Source organism: Planomonospora antibiotica, assembly GCF_014647955.1.
GTDB lineage: Bacteria > Actinomycetota > Actinomycetes > Streptosporangiales > Streptosporangiaceae > Planomonospora > Planomonospora parontospora.
Window position 1 is genome coordinate 173,190 of the sequence record NZ_BMQE01000002.1, and the last position, 15,781, is coordinate 188,970.

At 72.5% G+C, this 15,781-nt stretch carries 15 protein-coding genes; 8 read left to right on the forward strand and 7 right to left on the reverse strand.

Features of this window, described 5'->3' with window-relative positions:
• Positions 1-95: 95 nt before the first annotated feature.
• Entirely contained in the window at positions 96-866 is a 771-nt protein-coding gene (locus tag IEZ06_RS02555) for a DeoR/GlpR family DNA-binding transcription regulator (RefSeq protein ID WP_189235029.1), read from the reverse strand.
• A 103-nt stretch (positions 867-969) separates the two neighbouring features.
• On the opposite strand from IEZ06_RS02555, the gene IEZ06_RS02560 reads away from it, so the two are divergent.
• The 4 genes from IEZ06_RS02560 (at position 970) to IEZ06_RS02575 (ending at position 5,107) form a co-directional block, all read left to right on the forward strand.
• On the forward strand, positions 970-1,854 hold the full coding sequence (locus tag IEZ06_RS02560) for an SIS domain-containing protein (RefSeq protein ID WP_203871779.1): 885 nt from the start codon (positions 970-972) through the stop codon (positions 1,852-1,854).
• A gap of 143 nt (positions 1,855-1,997) precedes the next feature.
• Positions 1,998-3,131 (forward strand): N-acetylglucosamine-6-phosphate deacetylase, encoded by a 1,134-nt coding sequence (gene nagA, locus IEZ06_RS02565; protein ID WP_189235031.1) that lies wholly within the window; start codon positions 1,998-2,000, stop codon positions 3,129-3,131.
• Positions 3,131-4,159 (forward strand): 1-phosphofructokinase family hexose kinase, encoded by a 1,029-nt coding sequence (locus tag IEZ06_RS02570; RefSeq protein WP_189235032.1) that lies wholly within the window; start codon positions 3,131-3,133, stop codon positions 4,157-4,159. Before nagA ends, IEZ06_RS02570 begins: the two co-directional genes overlap by 1 nt.
• A 123-nt stretch (positions 4,160-4,282) precedes the next feature.
• Entirely contained in the window at positions 4,283-5,107 is an 825-nt protein-coding gene (locus tag IEZ06_RS02575; protein WP_189235033.1) for a class II fructose-bisphosphate aldolase, read from the forward strand.
• A 173-nt stretch (positions 5,108-5,280) separates the two neighbouring features.
• Here the strand turns inward: IEZ06_RS02575 and IEZ06_RS02580 are convergent, their stop codons facing one another.
• Both IEZ06_RS02580 and guaB read right to left on the reverse strand, forming a co-directional pair.
• Positions 5,281-6,387 carry a GuaB3 family IMP dehydrogenase-related protein gene (locus tag IEZ06_RS02580; RefSeq protein ID WP_189235152.1) on the reverse strand — a complete coding sequence of 369 codons (1,107 nt, stop codon included), beginning with the start codon at positions 6,385-6,387 and terminating at the stop codon, positions 5,281-5,283.
• Positions 6,388-6,484: 97 nt separating this feature from the next.
• Complete coding sequence (gene guaB, locus IEZ06_RS02585) at positions 6,485-7,966, reverse strand: IMP dehydrogenase (protein WP_189235034.1); 1,482 nt, start codon at positions 7,964-7,966, stop codon at positions 6,485-6,487.
• A gap of 580 nt (positions 7,967-8,546) precedes the next feature.
• On the opposite strand from guaB, the gene IEZ06_RS02590 reads away from it, so the two are divergent.
• Together IEZ06_RS02590 and IEZ06_RS02595 are read left to right on the forward strand one after the other, a co-directional pair.
• Entirely contained in the window at positions 8,547-9,581 is a 1,035-nt protein-coding gene (locus IEZ06_RS02590) for a helix-turn-helix transcriptional regulator (protein WP_189235035.1), read from the forward strand.
• Between the two features lie 16 nt (positions 9,582-9,597).
• Positions 9,598-9,975, forward strand: a complete 378-nt coding sequence (locus IEZ06_RS02595; protein WP_189235036.1) for a DUF5319 family protein — start codon at positions 9,598-9,600, stop codon at positions 9,973-9,975.
• Here IEZ06_RS02595 and IEZ06_RS02600 read toward each other — a convergent pair.
• The 4 genes from IEZ06_RS02600 to groES all read right to left on the reverse strand — a co-directional run bounded on the left by IEZ06_RS02600 (position 9,936) and on the right by groES (position 13,094).
• Positions 9,936-10,157 (reverse strand): hypothetical protein, encoded by a 222-nt coding sequence (locus IEZ06_RS02600; RefSeq protein ID WP_189235037.1) that lies wholly within the window; start codon positions 10,155-10,157, stop codon positions 9,936-9,938. The genes IEZ06_RS02595 and IEZ06_RS02600 overlap by 40 nt on opposite strands.
• On the reverse strand, positions 10,154-10,693 hold the full coding sequence (locus IEZ06_RS02605) for a sigma-70 family RNA polymerase sigma factor (RefSeq protein WP_229797744.1): 540 nt from the start codon (positions 10,691-10,693) through the stop codon (positions 10,154-10,156). Before IEZ06_RS02605 ends, IEZ06_RS02600 begins: the two co-directional genes overlap by 4 nt.
• Before the next feature lie 373 nt (positions 10,694-11,066).
• Positions 11,067-12,689, reverse strand: a complete 1,623-nt coding sequence (gene groL, locus IEZ06_RS02610) for a chaperonin GroEL (RefSeq protein ID WP_189235039.1) — start codon at positions 12,687-12,689, stop codon at positions 11,067-11,069.
• 93 nt (positions 12,690-12,782) lie between these two features.
• Entirely contained in the window at positions 12,783-13,094 is a 312-nt protein-coding gene (gene groES, locus IEZ06_RS02615) for a co-chaperone GroES (RefSeq protein ID WP_068896587.1), read from the reverse strand.
• An 833-nt stretch (positions 13,095-13,927) separates the two neighbouring features.
• On the opposite strand from groES, the gene IEZ06_RS02620 reads away from it, so the two are divergent.
• On the forward strand, positions 13,928-14,566 hold the full coding sequence (locus IEZ06_RS02620; RefSeq protein WP_229797732.1) for a Uma2 family endonuclease: 639 nt from the start codon (positions 13,928-13,930) through the stop codon (positions 14,564-14,566).
• Positions 14,567-14,608: 42 nt separating this feature from the next.
• Positions 14,609-15,775: a class I SAM-dependent methyltransferase gene (locus IEZ06_RS02625; protein WP_189235041.1), complete on the forward strand. Its 1,167-nt coding sequence runs from the start codon at positions 14,609-14,611 to the stop codon at positions 15,773-15,775.
• The last annotated feature ends 6 nt before the right edge of the window (positions 15,776-15,781 follow it).

A 15,781-nucleotide genomic window follows, 5' to 3' on the forward strand; every position in this document is an offset into this window, starting at 1 on the left:
ACGCGGATCGTCGTCTTGTCCGGGATATGTACCCCCGCCCCCGGACGTCACTACCAGCCGGTAGTCGTGCTCGCGGTGATTCGCACCACCATCGGTCAGGCGCGGACGACCTTCACGCCGGCGTCGGCGAAGCGGTCGGCGTCCTCGGCGGAGAGGCCCTCGTCGGTGACCAGCGTGCCGACGGCGTCCAGGGTGCAGATCCGGGCGAAGGCGCGGCGGCCGACCTTGGAGGCGTCCGCGACCACGACGACCTCGGCGGCCCGGCCGATCAGCAGGCCGTTGACGCTCGCCTCGCCCTCGTGGTGGGCGAAGGCCCCGGCCCCGGCGTCGATCGCGTCCACCCCCAGGAACGCGATGTCCAGCGTGATCTGCTCCAGCACCTCCGACGCCAGCGGCCCGATCAGCTCGTAGGACTGCGGCCGCGCCACCCCGCCGGTCACCACGATCTTGACGTTCTGCCGCACGGTCAGCTCGGCGGCGATGTTCAGGGCGTTGGTGACGACGGTGAAGCCGAACTCGGGATCGGCCCGTACGGCCAGCGCCCGCGCGACCTCCGAGGTGGTGGTGCCGCCGTTCATGCCGACGATCGCGCCGGGCGCCGCCAGCGCGGCGGCCGCCTCGGCGATCCGCTGCTTCTCCCCGGCGTGGCGCGCGGTCTTGTAGCGCAGCGGCAGGTCGTAGCTCACACTCTGCGCGACGGCCCCGCCCCGCGTGCGCATGAGCATCTGCTGCTGGGCCAGCTGGTCGAAGTCGCGCCGGATCGTCGCGGTGGAGACGTCCAGCCCCTCGGCGGCCTGCTCGACGGTCAGGCGGCCCTCCCGGGCGAGCAGTTCGAGGATCGCGTTCCAGCGCTCGTATCGGCTCACGGTCAACAGGGTGTCACAGCGCAGGATCAAAACCCACCTCTGCCCAAATATGCTCACTTCTGCTATAAATCACTCATAAATGAGCCGAACCGGGAGGCGTGTCGTGACCACCCACACCGAAGCAGAGATCGCGTCCCAGCCGGACTGCTGGCGCCGCGCCGCCGCCGCGGTCCCGGCCGACGCCCTCCCGCAGCCGGGCGAGCGGGTGGCCGTGGTCGGCTGCGGGACCTCCTGGTTCATCGCCCAGGCCTACGCCGCGCTCCGCGAGCGCGCCGGGCACGGCGAGACCGACGCGTTCGCCGCCTCCGAGGCGCCGGCCGGCCGCTCCTACGACCGGGTGCTCGCGCTGACCCGGTCCGGCACCACCACCGAGGTGCTGGACCTGCTGCGCGGCACGGGCACCCGGACCACCGCGATCACCGCGGACCCGGACTCTCCGGTCACGGCGCTGGCCGACCGGGTCGTCGTCCTCGACTACGCCGACGAGCGGTCGGTCGTGCAGACGCGGTTCGCCACCACCCAGCTGGCCCTGCTCCGCGCCCACCTCGGCGAGGACCTGACCGCCGCCGTCGCCGACGCCGAGCGCGCGCTCGCCGAACCGCTTCCCGCCGAAACGCTCACCGCCGAGCAGATCACCTTCCTGGGCCGCGGCTGGACGTACGGCCTGGCGCTGGAAGCGGGGCTGAAGATGCGCGAGGCCTGCCGCGCCTGGACCGAGGCCTACCCCGCGATGGAGTACCGGCACGGCCCGATCAGCATCGCCGGGCCCGGCCGGATCACCTGGATGCTCGGCGACGCCCCCGAGGGGCTGCGCGAGGAGGTGGAGGCGACCGGCGGTGCCTTCCTGGCCGGCGGCCTGGACCCGATGGCCGAGCTGGTGCGCGTCCAGCGGGTGGCGGCGGCCAGGGCCCTGGCCCGGGGGCTCGACCCGGACCGGCCGCTCCACCTGACCCGCTCGGTGATCCTCCCCGCCCGGGAGCCCCGGTGACCGGCCCCGCGACGGCCGCTCTCCCGACCGCCGCTCCCACGCCCTCCGCCTCCACCGCGGCCGGCCCAGCGGCCGCCGCCGATCCGGCAGCGCCCGATCCCACAGCGCCCGCCCCCTCCGCGCAGGCGGGAGAGGATGGGGCCATGAGCCTCACACTCGCCGACGCCCGCGTCGTCACCCCCGACGGTGTCCACGACGGCTGGCTGACCATCGAAGACGGCCGCATCACCCACGTCGGCCGGGGAAGCGCCCCCGGGCCGGGCCGCAGCCTCGGCGGCCGGTACGTCGTGCCGGGTTTCGTCGACATCCACAACCACGGCGGGGCGGGCGGCTCCTTCCCCGCGGGCGACCCCGAGCAGGCCGTCCGGATCGCGGCCCTGCACGCCCGGCACGGCACCACCACGCTCATGGCCAGCCTGGTCACGGCCTCCCCCGACCACCTGGCCCGGGCCGCCTCCGCCCTGGCCGACCTGTGCGAGGACGGCCTGCTGGCCGGGATCCACTTCGAGGGCCCCTACATCTCCAAGGCCCGCTGCGGCGCGCACAACCCCTCCCTGCTGCGCGAGCCCTCCCCCGGGGAGCTCCTCGGCCTGCTGAAGGCGGGGCGCGGGCACGTGCGCATGCTCACCATCGCCGCCGAGCTGCCGGGCGCGCTGGACACCATCCGGGAGGCCGTCGCCAACGACGTGATCGCCGCCCTCGGGCACAGCGACGCCGACTACGGGCAGACCCTCGCCGGGATCGACGCGGGCGCCCGCGTCGCGACCCACCTCTACAACGCGATGCCCCCGCTCGGGCACCGCGACCCCGGACCGGTCGCCGCCCTGCTGCAGGACGAGCGGGTCACGGTGGAGCTGGTCAACGACGGCGTGCACGTGCACCCCGCCATGCTCCGCCTGGCCTGCCGGGCCGCCGGGCCGGGCCGCACCGCGCTCGTCACGGACGCGATGGCGGCGGCCGGCGCGGGGGACGGGACCTACGACCTGGGCCCGCTCAAGGTCGAGGTGGCAGGCGGCGTCGCCCGCCTGGCGGGGGGCGGCTCCATCGCGGGCTCCACCCTGACCATGGACGCCGCCTTCCGGCGCGCCGTCCGCGAGCTCGGCCTGTCCCTGCCCGAGGCCGCCCAGGTCACCTCCCTCACCCCCGCCCGGGTCCTCGGCCTCGACGACCGCCTCGGCTCCGTCACCGCCGGCAAGCAGGCCGACCTGGTGGTCCTCGACGGCGATCTGGAGGTCGCCGGCGTCATGAAGCACGGAAGCTGGATCACGGAACCCTGATGCGCCCCGCCTCTCCCCCCGCCCGGGGCCCGGTCCTCACCGTCACCCTGAACCTGGCCCTCGACGTGACCTACACCGCCGACGGCGTCGACTGGGACGGCGTCAACCGGGTGCGGGCCGTGCACCGCAGGGCGGGGGGCAAGGGGGTCAACGTCGCCCGGGTCCTCGCCGGGCTCGGCTGCGACGTCCTGGTCACCGGCCTGTCCGGCGGCTCCAACGGCCGGGCCGCCGAGGCCGACCTCGCCGGGGCCGGGCTCCCCGCCGCGCTCACCCGCATCGGCGGGGAGTCCCGCGCCACCCTCGCGGTCTGCGACCTGCACCCGTCCGGACCGCGGCGTACGGCCCTGTTCAACGAGCCGGGGCCCGTCGTGTCGGGCGGGGAGCTGGCGGCGTTCCTCGCCGGTTTCGAGGCCCGTCTCGGCACTGCCGCGGCCGTGGTGGTCTCGGGGAGCCTGCCGCCCGGCGTCCCCGCCGGCTTCTACGCCGTCCTCGCCTCCCGGGCCCGCGAGCACGGCGTCCCGGTCATCGTGGACGCCGACGGCGAGGCGCTCCGGCACGCCCCGGCCGGCCGGCCCTCGATCGTCAAGCCCAACGCCGAGGAGCTCGCCCGCGCCCTCGCCGCGCCGCCCGGCGGCGGACCCGCCCGGCCGGGGACGGCCTCCCGGCCAGGGGACCGCGCGGGCAGGCTCTCCGGGGATGTGCTCGGCGGCGCCGAGGCGCTCCGGGAGGCGGGGGCCGGGGCGGTCGTCGTCTCCCTGGGGGCCGGTGGGCTGCTGGCCGTGACCTCCGAGGGCTCCTGGCGGGCCGCCATGCCGTACCGGGTGGAGGGGAACCCGACCGGGGCCGGCGACGCGCTGGTCGCCGGGCTGGCCCTGGGCCTGGTCGAGGGCTCCCCCTGGCCCGACCGGCTGCGTCGTGCCGCGGCACTGGGCGCGGCGGCGGTGGCGGCTCCGGTGGCCGGGGACATCGATGCGGACGTGTTCCGGGAGGTCCATCCCCTGATCCGGGTCGAGACCGCAGACCCGTAGCCACACCCTCGATCCCTGCCCCGACCTCCGCACACGCCCCGGTCCCGGACCTCCGCGCCCGTGCGGGCCCCGGCCCGCCGGGGTCGTCCCGAAAGCACCCGGTCACCCCTGAAAGGCCCCGCCATGCCCCTCGTCGGAATCGGCGACATCATCCGCGACGCCCCAGCGGGCGTCGGCGCCTTCAACGTCGTCCAGCTGGAGCACGCCGAGGCGATCGCCGCCGGGGCCGAGCGCGCCGGAGCACCGGTCGTGCTGCAGATCAGCGAGAACTGCGTGCGCTACCACGGCGCCCTCGCCCCCGTGGCCGCCGCCTCGCTGGCCGTCGCCCGGGCCGCCTCGGTGCCCGTGGCCGTCCACCTCGACCACGCGTGCGACCGCGCGCTGGTCGAGGAGGCCGTGGAACTGGGCATCGGGTCGGTCATGTTCGACGCCTCCGCGCTGCCCGACGAGGAGAACGCGGCGCTCACCGCGCAGGTGACCGCCTGGTGCCACCGGCGGGGCGTGTGGGTGGAGGCCGAGCTCGGCGAGATCGGCGGGAAGGACGGCGTGCACGCGCCCGGCGCGCGGACCAGGCCGCACGAGGCCGCCGGCTACGTCGCCCGCACCGGCGTCGACGCCCTCGCCGTCGCCGTCGGCAGCTCCCACGCCATGACGACGCGCGACGCCGTGCTCGACCTCGCCCTGATCGCCGAGCTGCGCGCCGCCGTCCCGGTCCCACTCGTGCTGCACGGCTCGTCCGGCGTGCCGGACGACACCCTGCGCGCCGCCGTACGGCACGGCATGAAGAAGATCAACATCGCCACCCACCTGAACAGGGCGTTCACCCGGGCGATCCGCGACCACCTGGCCGCCGCCCCGGAGGCGGTCGACCCCCGCGCCTACGTGCGGGCGGGCCGCGACGCCGTCGCCGCCGAGGTCGCCCGCCTCCTCGGCGTGCTCGGCGGTTGACCCGCCGCGGGCGCGCGGCCCGGGGGGAGCCGCCGGGAGGGGCGTACGGCCCGCACCGGCCGGGGCGTACGGCTCAGGAGCGGCCGGGGCGGCCCCGGCACGGGCGGCGCGCCCCTGGAGGGCGGCGGAGGGCCCGGCCCGCACGGGCGCCGGGGCCCTCCGCCGTCGCCGGGTCAGCGCTGCGGGGCGACGACGACCTCGACCCGCTGGAACTCCTTCAGGTCGGAGTAGCCGGCGGTGGCCATGGTGCGCCGGAGCGCGCCCATCAGGTTCATCGAGCCGTCGGCCACCGAGGAGGGGCCGTGCAGGATCTGCGCGAGCGTGCCGACCGTGCCGAACTCGACCCGCTTGCCGCGCGGCAGCTCCGGGTGCTGGGCCTCGGAGCCCCAGTGGAAGCCGCGGCCGGGCGCCTCGACGGCGCGGGCCAGCGGCGAGCCGACCATGACCGCGTCGGCGCCGCAGGCGATGGCCTTGGCGATGTCGCCGGAGGTGCCCATGCCGCCGTCCGCGATGACGTGGACGTACCGGCCGCCGGACTCGTCCATGTAGTCGCGGCGCGCCGCGGCCACGTCCGAGATCGCGGTGGCCATCGGCACCGCCACGCCCAGCACCGTGCGGGTGGTGTGCGAGGCGCCGCCGCCGAAGCCGACGAGCACGCCGGCCGCACCGGTCCGCATCAGGTGCAGCGCCGCGGTGTAGGTGGCGCAGCCGCCGACGATCACCGGGACGTCGAGCTCGTAGATGAACTGCTTGAGGTTGAGCGGCTCGGCCCGGCCCGAGACGTGCTCGGCCGAGACCGTGGTGCCGCGGATCACGAAGATGTCCACGCCCGCGTCGATGACGGCCTTGTGGTGCTGGACCGTGCGCTGCGGGGAGAGGCGGACCGCCGTGGTGACCCCGGCCGCGCGGATCTCCTCGATCCGGCGGCCGATCAGCTCTTCCTTGATCGGCTCCTCGTAGATCTTCTGCAGGCGCCTGGTGGCCGGTTCGCCCTTGAGCTCGGCCACCTCCTCCAGCAGCGGCACCGGGTCCTCGTAGCGGGTCCACAGACCCTCCAGGTCCAGCACCGCCAGACCGCCGTGCCGGCCCACCTCGATCGCGGTCTGCGGCGAGACCACGCTGTCCATGGGGCTCACCACGAGGGGCAGCTCGAACCGGTAGGCGTCGATCTGCCAGGCGATCGAGACCTCCTCGGGGTCGCGGGTCCGCCGGGAGGGGACGATGCCGATCTCGTCCAGCGCGTAGGCACGGCGTCCGTTCTTGCCGCGGCCGATCTCCACCTGAGTCATGTTCCGTATCTTTCCCATCTCACGCGCGTACGGCCCACGCCTCCCGGCGTGGGCCGTACCTGTGTCCGACCGGCCCGCACGCCGATGTTCAGCGGCGGTGGTAGTTCGGCGCCTCGACCGTCATCTGGATGTCGTGCGGGTGGCTCTCCTTGAGGCCCGCGGCGGTGATCGGCATGAGCTCGCACGAGGTGTGCATCTCGGCGATCGTGCGGCACCCGGAGTACCACATGCCCTGGCGCAGGCCGCCGACGAGCTGGTGGGCGACCGCGGAGACCGGCCCGCGGTAGGGCACCTGGCCCTCGATGCCCTCGGGGATGTACTTGTCCTCGCCGCCGACGTCGGCCTGGGCGTAGCGGTCCTTGCTGAAGGACGCCCCGCCGCGCTCGCGGTTGCGGACCGCGCCGAGCGAGCCCATGCCGCGGTAGGACTTGAACTGCTTGCCGTTGATGAAGATCAGCTCGCCCGGGGACTCCTCGCAGCCCGCCAGCAGCGAGCCCAGCATCACCGTGTCGGCGCCGGCCGCGATGGCCTTGACGATGTCGCCGGAGTACTGCAGGCCGCCGTCGCCGATCACCGGCACCCCGGCCGGGCCGCAGGCCAGCGAGGCCTCGTGGATGGCGGTCACCTGCGGGGCGCCGACCCCGGCGACCACGCGGGTGGTGCAGATGGAGCCGGGGCCCACACCGACCTTGACCGCGTCGGCGCCGGCGTCGATCAGCATCTGGGCGCCCGCCCGGGTGGCGATGTTCCCGCCGATCACGTCGACCCGGCTGTTGGCCTTGATCTTCGCGATCATGTCGGCGAGGCCCTTGGAGTGGCCGTGCGCCACGTCCACGATGATCACGTCGACGCCGGCCTCGATCAGCGCCGCCGCCCGCTGCTCGGCGTCGCCGCCGACGCCGATGGCCGCCCCCACGACGAGCCGGCCGTCGGCGTCCTTGGTGGCGAGCGGGTACTGCTCGCTCTTGGTGAAGTCCTTGACCGTGATCAGGCCGTGCAGCCGCCCGGCCCGGTCGACCAGCGGGAGCTTCTCGATCTTGTTCTTCCGCAGCAGCGCGAACGCGTCGTCCCTGGAGACCCCCACCGGCGCGGTGACCAGCGGCATCGCGGTCATGACCTCGCGCACGGGCCGGCTGTGGTCGGTCTCGAAGCGCATGTCCCGGTTGGTGACGATGCCGACCAGCACGCCGTCCGCATCCGTCACCGGGACGCCGGAGATCCGGTAGGTCGCGCAGAGGCGCTCGACGTCGGCGAGCGTGTCGTCCGGCGAGCAGGTGATCGGGTTGGTGACCATCCCGGCCTCGGACCGCTTGACGAGGTCGGCCTGCCCGGCCTGGTCCTCGACGGACAGGTTGCGGTGCAGGATGCCGATGCCGCCCTGACGGGCCATGGCCACCGCCATGCGCGCCTCGGTGACCGTGTCCATCGCCGCGGAGACGAGCGGGATGCGCAGGGTGATCCCGCGCGAGAGGCGGGTGGTGGTGTCCGCCTCGCCCGGCTGCAGGTCGGAGTAGGCGGGAACGAGGAGCACGTCGTCAAACGTCAGCCCCGGCTCGGTGAACTTGGCCATCATTCTCCTGGCGAGGGACTGCCGGGGTCGTCCGGCAGGGGAATCGCTTCCCTTTGCGGTTCTGGCGGTCTGAACGGTCAGGGCGCGAGGACGCGGCCGTCGCCGGCCCCTCCTCGGGGACGGCGGGGTGGCCGCCTTCCGCTCCCGGAGCGGGGGAGCCGCCTGCGCCCCTCCGGCCACGACGCGCTCTGTGGGAATCCCGGGTGGAGAAAGCCGCCCCCGCCACAGTTTAGGGTCTGCCCCCCGGAGCGCCGAACGGCAGGGGGAGGCGGGACGGAGCGGACGCCCGGAGACGCCGCGGGAGGCCGAGCGGTCGGTGACCCGCTCGGCCTCCCGTCACCGGCAGCGTCGCGATGAGCCCGGATGCCGCCGGACCCCCCTCCGTGTCCGAGCGGCGGAGCCCCTCGCTCGCGGTGCCGACGCCATGTCATGGTCGTCCCGCCTTCCACCGCGCGCAATGGTCGAAGCTGCAACTGCACGAAGCTGCACCCGGATCCGCCGATCGCACCAAGGCCCGGACAGGAGCAGAACGCCGGGTTATCCTCTCGACACGTCCTGTTCATCCCAGGAGCCCCCGTCGATGCCTGCCGACACCTCCGACCCGCTCGCCGCCCTGGGCCTGACCCCCGCCCAGACCGCGCTGTACGACGCGGTGCTCCGCCTGCACCGCGCCACCTGCGCCAAGCTGGCCGAGGCCGTCGGCGACCCCCCCGAGTCGCTGCACCGCGAGCTGACCACCCTGGTACGGCTGGGCGTGGTCGACGAGCAGGCCGGAGAGTACCTCGCACGGCACCCGGCCGCCGCCCTCGGCCGCCTGATCGCCGACCGGCTGGACCACCTCGCCGAGGAGAGCCGCAGGATCGACTCGGTGCTGGGCTCGATCCGCCACCTCATCCACCAGTACGACGCCGGCCGCGACCAGCAGACCGGGCAGTTCCCGGTCGAGCTGGTCGGCGGGGCCTACGAGCTCTACGAGAGCGTGATCGGCATGGCCGTCCAGGCGCCCCCGCTGCGGCTGCTCACCGCCGTCCCGGACCGGCGGACGATGAGCGACTTCACCCAGCGCTACGCCGACCAGTGGATCGCGGCCCAGCACCGGGGCCTGCTCTCCTGCCGCGCCCTCATCCCGGCGGACCTGCTGCAGATGCCCGGCCTGCCGGAGAAGCTCGCCCGGTTCGAGCGCGCCGGGGCGCGGATCCGGACCGTCGGCTCGGTGCCGAGCTGGTTCCTCGTCGCCGGGGACGACGTGGCGGGCCTGCCCGCCCGGTGGGGCGGCACCCTGGCCGAGAGCGCCTACCGCTTCCACCTGGTCCGCGCCTCCGTCGTGGTGGCCGCGCTGCACACGCTGTTCGAGGAGCTGTGGGCGCGGGCCGCGCCCCTGCCGTGGACGCACACCGACGACGGCGTGGTCCGGGTGCTCCGGCTGGCCTCGCAGGGCGTGGGCGACGAGGCGATCGCCCGGCAGCTCGGCGTCTCCGTCCGGACCGTCCGCGCCCGTTTCGCCGACGCGATGACCCGGCTGGGCGCGCAGTCCCGTTTCCAGGCGGGCGTGGAGGCGGCCCGCCGGGGATGGCTCGCGGAACGCCCGGGTTCGCACCCTGCCCGGCACCCCTAGGCCATAAAGTGGAACCGTGCTGGAAGACGTCCCTCGCGACCCGTTCGCGGACGACCCCGACGACCCGGCCGCCGCGCTGGGTGATTCCGACGCCCCCGAGCCCCTGACGCCCGCCGAGCGCGACGAGGCGGTCACCGATCTCGCCGACGTGGAGGTCTTCCGCTCCCTGCTCGAACCCCAGGGGGTCTTCGGGCTGGTCCTCGACTGCCCGGAGTGCGGCGATCAGCACTATTTCAACTGGGAGCTGCTCCGCGGAAACCTGCGCCAGATGATCGACAACGGTAAGCCGCAGGTGCACGAGCCCGCCTACGAGCCCAATCCCACCGACTACGTGAGCTGGGACTACGCCCAGGGCTACGCCGACGGCGTGATCGACACCGAGGAGAGGCACTGACCGGCGGCGAGGTCGTGGTCGACGTCCTCGATCAGCGCTGACAGCAACCGGACGACGTCGTCCGCCACCGGGACGGGCTCCCTCCGGGAGAGCGACTGCAGGAGAGCGTCGGTCCCGGCCACGGCCGGGTCCCCGTCCGGCCCGTATCTCCTGGCCGGACGCCGCGGATGAACCGTGGTCAAGCTATCGACTCCAGCTCGGCCAGCGCCCGCAGTCTGGCGAGCGCACGATGCTGGGCGACGCGAACCGCACCGGGTGACATACCGAGTACATTACCCGTCTCCTCGGCCGACAGGCCCGACACCACCCTGAGCATCAGCAGCTCGCGCTGGTTGTCCGGGAGGCGGGAGAGCAGCCGGCGCGCGTGCTCGGCCTCGATGTAGCGCACCACGGTCTCCTCCGGGCCCGGGCCCTCGTCGGGCCCGTCGGGGAGGTCCTGGGTCGGCACGGCCGAGCGCACCGAGCTCCGCAGCGCGTCGGCCACCTTGTGGGAGGCGATGCCGAAGACGAAGGACGCGAACGGGCGCCCCATGTCGCGGTACCGGGGCAGGGCGGACAGGACCGCGATGCACACTTCCTGGGCCACGTCGTCCGCAATGTGATATTGGCCGGAAACCCGGCCGAGGCGGGCGCGGCAATAGCGCACCACCATCGGGCGCAACTGCGCGAGCAAGGATTCGATCGCACTGCGATCCCCCTGAACGGCGAGGCTCGTCAGATCCTTGAGATCGTCTTTGTGGACGACCCCGTCAGATCTCGTCGCAAGCCTTACCCCACTCTTGGCGTCGGCGACGCATCCCTCGGTCACGTAGGCATGATGCCCGCACTGATCGGACCTGTCGTCATGGCAAACGGCTACGGATTGGTCACATTGAGGCGGCGGCAGCGAACGGTAATCAACCGGCTACACTGAGATTTTTCGCCTCACCGGAAATTTCGGCGGATCGCTAAACATGTCGGTTATTTGTTATATAGCACGCAAGACGTAACACCGGCCGCGCCGGACGCTTTGCCGCACTTTCGGATTTCCCCGGAAAACGTACGGCCCGCACCCCGGGAGGGGTGCGGGCCGTACCGGGTCCCGACGGAGATCAGTGACCGTGGCCGTGACCGTGGCCGTGGCCGCCGGCGGCCGGGGCCTCCTCCTCGGGCTTGTCCACCACGAGGGCCTCGGTCGTCAGCAGCATGCCGGCGATGGAGGCCGCGTTCTGGACGGCCGAGCGGGTGACCTTGACCGGGTCGATGACACCCTGGGCGATCAGGTCGCCGTACTCGCCGGTGGCGGCGTTGAGGCCGTGGCCGACGGGGAGCTCGGTGACCTTGGAGGTCACGACGTAGCCCTCGAGGCCGGCGTTCTCGGCGATCCAGCGGGCCGGCTCGACGAGCGCCTTGCGGACCACCGCGACACCGGTCGCCTCGTCGCCGGTGAGGTCCAGGTCGCCCAGGACCTTGGCGACGTGCACGAGCGCGGAGCCACCGCCGGAGACGATGCCCTCCTCGATCGCGGCGCGGGTCGCGGAGATGGCGTCCTCGAGGCGGTGCTTCTTCTCCTTGAGCTCCACCTCGGTGGCCGCGCCGACCTTCAGCACGCAGACGCCGCCGGAGAGCTTCGCGAGGCGCTCCTGGAGCTTCTCGCGGTCCCAGTCGGAGTCGGACTGCTCGATGGCGAGCTTGATCTCCTTGACGCGGTCCGCGATCGCCTGCGCGTCACCGGCGCCGTCCACGACCGTGGTGTTGTCCTTGGTGATCACGACGCGGCGGGCGGTGCCGAGCACCTCGGTGCCGACGTGCTCCAGCTTGAGGCCGACCTCCTCGCTGACGACCTGGCCGCCCGTGAGGATGGCCATGTCCTGCAGCATCGCCTTGCGGCGGTCACCGAAGCCCGGAGCCTTGACGGCGACGGAGGTGAAGGTGCCGCGGATCTTGTTCGTCACCAGGACCGCGAGGGCCTCGCCCTCGACGTCCTCGGAGATGACGAGCAGCGGCTTCTTCGTCTGGGCGACCTTCTCCAGCAGCGGCAGGAAGTCCGCGACAGAGGTGATCTTGGCCTGGTGGATCAGGATGAAGGGGTCCTCCAGGACCGCTTCCATCCGCTCCTGGTCCGTCACCATGTAGGGCGACAGGTAACCCTTGTCGAACTGCAGACCCTCGGTGAACTCCAGCTCCATGCCCATGGAGTTGGACTCCTCGACGGTGATGACACCGTCCTTGCCCACCTTGTCGAACGCCTCGGCGATCAGCTCGCCGATCTTGGCGTCCTGCGCGGAGATCGTCGCGACGTGCGCGATCTCCTTCTTGTCCGCGACCGGGCGGGCGGACTCGATCAGCTTGTCGCTGACGGTCCTGGCCGCGAGGTCGATGCCGCGCTTGAGGGAGAGCGGCTGGGCCCCGGCGGCGACGTTGCGCAGACCCTCGCGGACCATCGCCTGGGCCAGGACGGTCGCGGTGGTCGTGCCGTCGCCGGCGATGTCGTTGGTCTTGGTGGCGACCTCCTTGGCCAGCTGGGCGCCGAGGTTCTCGTACGGCCCCTCCAGCTCGACCTCACGCGCGATGGTGACACCGTCGTTGGTGATGGTCGGCGCACCGAACTTCTTGTCGATGACGACGTTGCGGCCCCGCGGGCCGAGGGTCACCTTGACGGCGTCCGCCAGGGCGTTCACACCACGCTCGAGAGCGCGGCGCGCGTCCTCCTCGAAAGACAGGATCTTCGGCATGACAGTCCTCTCTGAAAAGCACGTCGGCGCATCAAAGCCCCGGGCGCAGACAGCGGCCCGGGGCTCGATACGTCATCTCCGGTGAAGCGTGAGCTACTTCTCGATGATCGCGAGCACGTCACGGGCGGAGAGCACGAGGTACTCCTCGCCGCCGTACTTCACCTCGGTGCCGCCGTACTTGCTGTAGAGAACGATGTCGCCCTCGCTCACGTCGAGCGGGATGCGCTTCTCGCCCTCCTCGTCCCAGTTGCCCGGACCCACCGCGAGGACCTTGCCCTCCTGCGGCTTCTCCTTGGCGGTGTCCGGGATGACCAGACCGGAAGCGGTGGTCTGCTCCGCCTCGAGCGGCTGGACCACGATGCGGTCGCCGAGCGGCTTAACGGGAACCTTGGTGGCGGTCGTCACGTCGGACCTCCCCTTCTGATTTGAATGATCTAGAAGAGGCGACCAGCGGTCTGCCGTCGCGGGTGCCAGACCTGACCTCGTCGCATGGATTGGCACTCTCAAGGGGAGAGTGCCAATACGGAACAGTATGCAAGGAGGCCTTGACAGTCAACACGAACCGCCCTGTCTGCGCTTCGGGCGAACACCGCCACCCTCCCGGCGCCCCGCGACCGGCGGTTCCGCCCCTCCGGGCCGGCGGCGCCTCCGTCCGCACCGGCGGTTTCCCGTACGCACCGGCCCCCTCCCCGCATCGCGGACGACCCCCTCCCCGCACCCGCGCATCGCGCCGTCCCGCCATCGGACTGCATCCCCGAACGACGTCCCCGGAGAAATCGCGGGCGGAAAACACACCTCCCTTATCCGTCACCACAATCACCGGGCGACCGGTTCACACATATGAAACACACGCGAACACCGGTCATCGGTCGGCGTACGGACTCACACACTTCTCCCTGCAATAGGCATTCTCGGGCCGCACGACCCCCGCGTTTCCCTCTGGAACGGCAAAGATTCGACAAGATGAAACGATCCCGGAGTCGGCCCGAGCCCTCCACGGGCGAATTCCCGAGGCGCCGCGGAGGTCCGACGCCCGGTCCGCACGGAACCCGGAGCCGCTCTCGTTCCGGCACGACTCACATCACAGCAAAGACAGACATATCCGCATCATGAAACCCGCCACCGCCCCTGACCGCACCACCCGGATCGGGGGAACATACGGGGAGACAACCGGGCACCGACGGGAATGTGACCTGATGACCACGAACGGTAACGAGGAAGGCGCTACGGTGAACGACATGACCAGCACGATGAGCGAAGAAGATGTCACGGAACGCGAGGATCGTGACCCGCTCGCCGACTGGCCCTCCCCTCCGCCCGGCGGGTGGACGGCCGATGATCTGGACCGGCTCCCCCAGGACGGCCCCAACGGCGAGCCCGACTTCTTCAAACGCATCGAACTCCTCGACGGAGCACTCATCTTCATGTCCCCCCAGAAGCGCTTCCACGAGTACGTCCTGTACGGACTCCGGACCAGCCTGAACTCCCAGGTCCCCGATCACCTCAAAGCGGTGATGCAGATGGACGTGGTTCTGGGCCCGAGACAGCGTCCCTGCCCGGACGTGCTGGTCGTCGACAGGAGCGCGGCGAAGGACCGGTCCCGTACCGCGTACACACCCGCGGAGGTGAAGCTCGTGATCGAGGTCGTCTCGCCCGAGTCCGAGTTCCGCGATCACGAGGTCAAGCCCGCGCGATACGCCGGAGCCGGCATCCCGCACTTCTGGCTGGTGGAGAACCACGCGGACGAACCCGTGGTCCACGTCTACCAGCTCGACCGGGTCACCCGCTCCTATGTCGTCACCGGCATCCACCACGGCCGCCTCAAGCTCGCCGACCCCTTCCCCCTCGACATCGACCTCACCGAGCTGCCCGACTGAGCGGAGACCCGGCGGTCTCCCCAGGCGGTAGCGTCGGGCGGCGTGGACCTTGACGCATTCCGTGAGCTGCTGACGCCGCGCGGCCAGGAGGCCCTGGGGGCCGCGGCCGAGCTCGCCGGGGGCGACCCCGTGGCGGCCGTGACCCGGCTCAGGAAGACCTACGACGCCGATCTCACCTCGGCGGCGCTCGGCCAGGCCGTGCTCAGGCGGCGGGCGCGGGAGAAGTTCGGCGCCGACGCCGACCTGATGTACTTCACCCCCCACGGCCTGGAGCAGGCCACCCGCCGCGAGGTCGCCGACCACCGCGCCCGGCGGATCCCCGCGGGCTCCCGGGTCGCCGACGTCTGCTGCGGCATCGGCGGCGACCTGCTCGCCCTGGCCAGGGCGGGCTGCACGGTGGAGGCCGTGGACGCCGACCCGCTCACCGCCGCCGTCGCCCGGGCCAACGCCGACGCCCTGGGGTTCGGCGACCGCGTCACGGTCCGCGCGGCCGGCGCCGACACGGTCGACCCGGCCGCCTTCGACGTGCTGTTCGCCGACCCGGCCCGCCGTACGGCGCGCGGCAGGACCTTCGACCCCCTGGCCTACTCCCCGGCCTGGCCCGAGGTGCTGGCGATGGTCGCCGCGGCGCGGGCGGCCTGCCTGAAGGTCGCTCCCGGCATCCCGTACGAGTTCATCCCCGCCGGGGCCGAGGCCGAGTGGGTCTCCCACCGGGGCGAGGTCAAGGAGGCCGTGATCTGGGCGGGCGCGCTGGCCGGCGGGGCGGAACGGCGGGCCACGATGCTGCCGTCCGGCCTGACGATGACGCCCGATGCCGGCCTCGGACCGGTGGAGGTCGGCCCCATCGGCCGCTACGTCTACGAGCCGGACGGCGCGGCGATCCGGTCCCACCTCGTCGCGGAGGTCGCCGCGCTGGTCGGCGGGCGCCTGATCGACCCGCACATCGCCTACATCACCTCCGATGCCCTCGCGGAGACCCCGTGGGCGTCCCGCTACGAGGTGCACGAGGTGCTGCCGTTCTCGCTCAAGCGGCTGCGGGCGGCGCTCCGGGAACGCGGCGTCGGGAACGTGACGATCAAGAAGCGCGGGTCCGCGGTCGACGTCGAGCGGCTCCGGAAAGACCTCCGCCTTTCCGGAAAGAAATTCACAACGGTTATTCTCACCCGAGTCATCGACAGGCCTTTTGTCCTTGTTTGCGACCCGTGCTGATCTGCC